Here is a 6,442-nt window from a genome sequence, read left to right as displayed (position 1 = left end):
GGCCGGGGCCGCCGCGGCCGGGGCCGGGCGGCACGGTTTCGGGGCCTTGGCGGGCGCGGCGCCGAGGCGGTACACGCGGAAGCCCAGGTCGGCCCGGGTGTCGGGGTGGGCGGCGCGCAGCTGGGCGGCGGCGCGCCGCAGGCGCTCCTTGGTCAGCTCGGCGATGGTGCGGGGGCGGCCCAGCTGGTCGCAGTAGGCCGCCGCGTCGCACTGGTCCTTGTTGGCCGGGTCCAGCGGCTCGGGCAGCTGCACCAGCACAAAGCGGCGCGTGCCGCCGTCCTGGGCGTTTTGGCTCATCACGGCGTGGCCGGTGGTGCCCGAGCCAGCGAAGAAATCAAGCACCACGTCGTCTGGCTCGCGGGCCCAGAGCTGCAGCATGCGCTCCACCAGCTCCACGGGCTTGGGCGCGTCGAACACGTCGGCGCCCATCAGGGCCTTGAGGCGGGCGGTGGCCGTGGCGGTGTAGTACTTGTCGTCCCACCAGGTGGTGTCGGTTTTGCGCACCCGCTCCGCGTCGTGGCGGTAGTGCTTTTGGTGCAGCCCGTTGCCGGCTTTCACGATCAGGCCCTGCTCGTACATGGCCTGCATGCGCTCCGGGGCGAAGCGGAAGTAGCCCGTCACGCCCAGAAAGGTGTAGTGCGGGTTGCCCTTGGCCGCGCCGCCGGGGCCGTCCACCGGGGCCAGCTTGTAGGCCCCGCGCACGTCGCAGTGGGTGAAGCCCGACAGCTCCGGGGGCAGGCCGAAGGCGGCGCGCTGGGCGTGCACGCGCGTGCGGTCCTTGGCGTAGAGCAGGATGAAGTTGTGGCTGGCCGACATGATCTTGTCGTTCGACACCGAGGCGCGGGCCTTGTGGCAGATGATGGCCAGGCGGTTTTCCTCCCCGTACAGCTCGTTGAGCAGGCGCAGGGCGTTTTCCAGCTCGTTGTCGTCGATGGACACGAACAGCACCCCGTCGTCGCGCAGCAGGTGGCGGGCCGCGTGCAGGCGCGGGTACATCAGGTTCAGCCAGTCGGTGTGCAGGCGGCCGGCGGTTTCGGCCGCGTCGGCGGGCGCGGCGGGGCCGGGGTCGGGCTGGCCGGTGAGCTGGCGGTGGCGCCGCCGGCTGCGCTGGTAATTGTCGCGGTAGACGAAGTCCTTGCCCGTGTTGTAGGGCGGGTCGATGTAGATCAGCTTGACCCGGCCCTCGTACTGCTGGCGCAGCAGCTTGAGCACGTCGAGGTTGTCGCCTTCCACCACCAGGTTGCGGGTGCCGTCCCAGGCCAGGCTGTCGGCGGGGGCGGGGTGCAGGGCGCCGGCGGGCGGCTGCAGGGCCTGCTGGCGGGCGGCGCGCTTGCCGTGCCAGTGCAGGCCGAAGTGCTCCTCTTCATCGGCCACGGATTCGCCCAGCAACTGCCGCAGCACGGCCACGTCGAGCCGGCCCGCGCGAAACGCTTCGGGAAACAGCTGGCGCAGCTGCCGCCGATTGGCGGCCACGGCGTCGGCGGCGGGCGGCGGGGAGGCAGGGGACGTGGGGCGAGCGGGCAAGGGCAAAAGCGCCGGCAAACGGCGGCAAAAAGAGGCGGCGCCGCCCGGGGGCGGCCGTAACAGGTCGCAATATCGGGCAATCTGCGCCAACGCCGTCATGCGCTGCTGCCCGGTGCCGGGCCGGCAGCGCGTAACTTGCCGGCTCATCAGGCTCCTTTCGCTGTTATGGCTGCTTCCGTCGAACCCTGGCAAGTGCTCCGTTCCGAGCTGGTTTTCAACCACCCCTGGTACCGCCTGCGCCGCGACCATGTGCGCCTGCCCTCCGGCCAGGAACTCGACGACTACTTCGTGAGCGTGCGCCCCGAGGCGGTGCTGACTTTCTGCCTCACGGCCGACGAGCAGGTGGTAATGGTGCGCCAGTACAAGCACGGCGCGGCCGACATCTTCGTGGAGTTGCCCGGCGGCGTCATCGACGCAGACGAAACCGACCCGCGGGCCGCGGCCCGGCGCGAGTTGCTGGAAGAAACCGGCTACGCCGCCGACGAGCTGGAGTTGCTGTGCGACGTGACCGACAACCCCACCAAAGATACCAACCGCATTTACTTCTTTCTGGCCCGCAACGCCCGCCGCGTGGCCGCCCAGGACCTGGACGCCACCGAAAACATCGAAGTGCTGACCGTGCCGCTGGCCGAGCTGGCGCAGTGGGTGCTCGGCGGCCGGATCCGGGTGGCCGGCTCGGTGGCCCTGTGCCTGCTGGCCTTGCGCAAACTGGGCCGTTAGCGCGCAGTTTTCCAGACCGAGGTAGCGCACCGCTTCGTGCGTTAGCCGAACGTCAGCTGAGCTGCCTGCGGCCTCGATACGCAGAGCTGACGCGCCGCGGCGTTACTCCACCTGCAGGCCGGCCACGGCGCTGCGCCACAGGCAGTGGCCTTGCACGGTGTGCTGCTCCACGCAGTATTCCACCAGCGTGCCGGGGCGGAAGGCGTCTTCGTCGAGGAAGGGCGAGGCGGCGTTGACGGCAATGCGCGTCCAGGTAGCGCCGTTGGCCCGGCGAAACACGTGCACAATGGACGTGGCGTCGTGGGGAAATGCCAGGGAGCGGGCCTGCGCGGCGCCGGCTACGACCACCGGAGCGGCCGCGCCACCCAACGATGCTCGGTGGTGGGCAGAAAAGGCCATGGAATGCATAAGTGGAAAATCAGCGGAGAAGCGGGCCGCCGCGGATGAGGGCTGTACGGCCGCCGCTGGTCCTTAACTTAGCAAGAAACCACCCGAAATAAAATACGAGGACCGGGGGAGAACTACGGATTTTCTGGCCGCACCCGAGGCGGGCTGAGCCGGGCGACGGGTTAGTAAGCCCCCACTTGACCGGGCGCGGCACCGCAGAGTACAGGAGAGTTTCGCCGCGTGCGTTTGCTCTATTGGAGCAGCATTCACGCCCCGCCGATGACGCTTGCCCGTTCCGTGCTGACTTGCCTGCGCCCCGCGCCCCTGGCGTGGGCGGCGGGCCTGCTGCTCACTGCCGCGGCCCCGCCGGCCCGCGGCCCGCAGCGCGTGCCCGAGCGGGTAGTCGTGCTCACCTTCGACGACGCGGTGCTCAGCCACGCCACGTACGTGGCGCCGCTGCTGCGCAAGTACGGCTTTGGGGCCACCTTCTTTGTGTGCGAGTTTCGCGAGCCGCCCTTCGCCGACAAAACCAAGTACATGAGCTGGGCGCAGATCCGGGAGCTGGACCGGCAGGGCTTCGAAATCGGCAGCCACACGCTTACGCACCGGCACGTCAACAAGATGACCGCGGCCGAGCTGGGCGCCGAGTTGGATTCCATCGAGGGCCGCTGCCGCCGCTACGGCATCCGGCGGCCCACCTCCTTTGCCTACCCCGGCTACGACACGCACCCCACGGCCCTGGCGGTGCTGCAGGCCCGCGGCTACTCCCTCGCCCGGGCCGGGGGCGCCAAGCAGGGCCGCGTGCGCGCCTACGACCCGGTCACCGACGACCGGCGCCTGATTCCGAGCTTTTCGACCAGCGGCGACAACCAGCCGCAAGTGCTGGCGGCGCTGGCGCAGGCCCAGGGCGGCCGCATCGTGGTGCTGACCCTGCACGGCGTGCCCGACACGGCCCACGACTGGGTGAGCACCCCGCCGGCCCTGTTTGAAGAATACCTGCGCTACTTCAAGGCGCACCGCTACCGCGTGCTGGCCCTGCGCGACGTGGCCCGCTACCTGCCGCCCGAACCGACCGAGGCGCCGGCCGCCACCAACTGACCTCGCTTCCATCTACTCCACCGCAACCCCACCCAACACGATGTGCGCAGTATTTCACCCCCGCCGCCTGCCAGCCCTGGCCCTCGGCGCGCTCCTGCTGGCCCCGGCCGGCGCGGCCCGGGCCCAGGCGCCCAAGCTGGCCACCGGCGGCCAGCCCAGCATGCCCGCCGAGTGGCTCGACCAGGACACCGGCCACCGCGTGGTGCGGCTCACGCCCGCCGACGGTTCCAACCAGAGCTTCTACTTCCACAACCGGCCCTTCCTCGCGGGCAAGGACGGCGACTGGATGGTGTTCTACCACTCCGACGCGCAGGGCAAGCAGCTGCGCATGGTGAACCTTAAGACCCGGCAGGTGCAGCCGCTCACGCGCTATTTTCAGAAAGTCGGCGGCGAAATCGTGGCGCCCAAGCGGCGGGAGGTGTTTTACCAGACCGGCGACTCGGTGTACGCCACCCACGTCGACTCGCGTAAGACCCGGCTGGTGTTCGTGTTTCCGGCTGATTTCCGGGCCAACATCACCACCCTGAACGCCGACGAAACGCAGCTGGGCGGGGCCTGGAGCAGCGACGCGGAAAAGGATATCTCGCGGCAGTACCCGGAGAAAAAGGATTACTTCCGCCGCATCTACGAGGCCAAGCTGCCGCGCACGCTCTTCACCGTCAGCGCCGAGGGCGGGCAGCTCACCAAGCTCTTCACCGACACGGCCTGGCTGAACCACGTGCAGTTTTCGCCCACCGACCCGCGCCTGCTCATGTTCTGCCACGAAGGGCCCTGGGAGCTGGTGGACCGCATCTGGACCATCGACACCAAAACCAAGCAGGTGAAGCTGGTGCACAAGCGCACCATGGACCGCGAAATTGCCGGCCACGAGTGGTTCGGGGCCGACGGCAAAACCATCTGGTTTGACCACCAGCTGCCGCGCGGCGCCACCTTCTTCGTCACCGGCACCGACCTGAAATCGGGCAAGGAGCGGAAGTACGAGCTGACCCGCGACGAGTGGTCGGTGCACTACACCACCGCGCCCGACCAGAAAACCTTTGCCGGCGACGGGGGCTACCCGACCTCGGTGGCGCACTCGCCCAACGGGCAGTGGATCTACCTGTTCCGGCCCGACGGCGACCGGTTCAAATCGGAGAAACTGGTGAACCTGGCCAAGCACAACTACCACCTGGAGCCTAATGTGCACTACTCGCCCGACGGCAAATGGCTGATTTTCCGGGCCAACTTCGAGGGCGAGAGTCAGGTGTACGCCGTCGAAATCAACAAAACGGCTTCGTAGAGACGCCACCTTGCGTCTCGGCAGCAGAACGACTGACTTTGAACGACGCAGTGTCAGTTGATGCTTCTGCCCAGCGCCGCAACCCCAACTTCCGCAACGATTGAGACGCGAATACGCGTCTTTACAGCCCTTCCGCTTATGCATTCCTTCTCCGCCCCGATGACCCGCCGCACCTTCGCCCAAACCCTGGGCGTGCTCGGCGCCGGCCTGCTGCTGCCCGACTGGGCCGCCGCGGCCCAGCAACCGGCCAAGCTGCCCAAGAAAAAGGACATCCTGAAAGTGCTGACTTTGACCAACGGTTACTTCATGCAGAAGTGGCCCGACACGGGCAAGGAAATCGTGACCAACAAGGCCCGGCCCAGCAACATCTGGACCCGCGCCGTGTACTACGAGGGGCTGATGGCGCTGTACGGCGTGGACAAGCAGAAGCGCTACTACGACTACGCCGTGGACTGGGGCCAGAAGCACCAGTGGGGCCTGAACCGCGGCGTGGAAACCCGCAACGCCGACAACCAGTGCTGCGGCCAGACCTACCTCGACCTCTACCAGCTGGACCCGCAGCCCGAGCGCGTGCGCGACATCAAGGCCAGCATCGACCGCATGCTGCAAACCGAGCAGGTGGACGACTGGTGGTGGATAGACGCGCTGCAGATGGCAATGCCGGTGTTTGCCAAGCTCGGGGTGATGTACAAGGACGAGCGGTACTTCGAGAAACTGTTCCAGCTCTACTACTACGCCAAAACCAAGCACGGCGGCAACGGCCTCTTCAACCCGGAGGACAACCTCTGGTGGCGCGACAAGGACTTTGTGCCGCCCTATAAGGAGCCCAACGGCGAGGACTGCTACTGGGCCCGCGGCAACGGCTGGGTGGTGGCGGCCATGGTGCGCACGCTCAGCATCCTGCCTGCCAATGCCCCGCACCGCGAGGAGTACCAGCAGATGTATCTGCGCATGGTGCAGGCCCTGCCCAAGCTGCAGCGTCCGGACGGCTATTGGAACGTGAGCCTGCACGACCCCACGCACTTCGGCGGCAAGGAGCTGACCGGCACTGCGTTGTTTGTGTACGGCATGGCCTGGGGCATCAACCAGGGCCTGCTCGACGCCAAGCAGTACCTGCCCCTCATCACCAAGGCCTGGACGGCTATGACCACCGAGTGCGTGCACAAGGACGGCTTCCTGGGCTACGTGCAGGGCACCGGCAAGGAGCCCAAAGACGGGCAGCCCGTCACCTACGACTCCAAGCCCGACTTCGAGGACTACGGCCTAGGCTGCTTTCTGCTGGCCGGTACCGAGCTCTACAAGCTCGTCGACAACCCGCCGGCTGCGGCCAAGAGCTAGGCTGAGCGGAACCTCAAGCCGGTGCGCCGCTCTGCCGAAACAAGCATGTCATGTCGGGCGCAGTCGAGACACCTCGCGTGCTGACATTGCACGACG

At 67.7% G+C, this 6,442-nt stretch carries 6 protein-coding genes; 4 read left to right on the top strand and 2 right to left on the bottom strand.

The window, feature by feature from the left end; all coding sequences use genetic code 11:
* On the bottom strand, positions 1-1,530 hold a 1,530-nt coding region (locus LJ737_RS25180), incomplete at its 3' end, for a site-specific DNA-methyltransferase (protein ID WP_227769540.1).
* 159 nt (positions 1,531-1,689) lie between these two features.
* Here LJ737_RS25180 and LJ737_RS25175 point away from each other — a divergent pair.
* Positions 1,690-2,244, top strand: a complete 555-nt coding sequence (locus LJ737_RS25175) for an NUDIX hydrolase (protein ID WP_227769539.1) — start codon at positions 1,690-1,692, stop codon at positions 2,242-2,244.
* Positions 2,245-2,346: 102 nt separating this feature from the next.
* On the opposite strand, the gene LJ737_RS25170 is transcribed toward LJ737_RS25175, so the two are convergent.
* Positions 2,347-2,643: a hypothetical protein gene (locus LJ737_RS25170; protein WP_227769538.1), complete on the bottom strand. Its 297-nt coding sequence runs from the start codon at positions 2,641-2,643 to the stop codon at positions 2,347-2,349.
* A 267-nt stretch (positions 2,644-2,910) separates the two neighbouring features.
* On the opposite strand from LJ737_RS25170, the gene LJ737_RS25165 reads away from it, so the two are divergent.
* The 3 genes from LJ737_RS25165 to LJ737_RS25155 all read left to right on the top strand — a co-directional run bounded on the left by LJ737_RS25165 (position 2,911) and on the right by LJ737_RS25155 (position 6,346).
* Positions 2,911-3,729, top strand: coding sequence for a polysaccharide deacetylase family protein (locus LJ737_RS25165; protein ID WP_227769537.1), 819 nt, complete (start codon positions 2,911-2,913; stop codon positions 3,727-3,729).
* Between the two features lie 40 nt (positions 3,730-3,769).
* Positions 3,770-5,008, top strand: coding sequence for an oligogalacturonate lyase family protein (locus tag LJ737_RS25160; RefSeq protein WP_227769536.1), 1,239 nt, complete (start codon positions 3,770-3,772; stop codon positions 5,006-5,008).
* Between the two features lie 138 nt (positions 5,009-5,146).
* Positions 5,147-6,346, top strand: coding sequence for a glycoside hydrolase family 88/105 protein (locus tag LJ737_RS25155; protein ID WP_227769535.1), 1,200 nt, complete (start codon positions 5,147-5,149; stop codon positions 6,344-6,346).
* Positions 6,347-6,442 lie beyond the last annotated feature (96 nt).

Source organism: Hymenobacter sp. 15J16-1T3B (assembly GCF_020711235.1).
Classification (GTDB): domain Bacteria; phylum Bacteroidota; class Bacteroidia; order Cytophagales; family Hymenobacteraceae; genus Solirubrum.
This window is presented reverse-complemented; position numbering and strand designations above follow the sequence as displayed.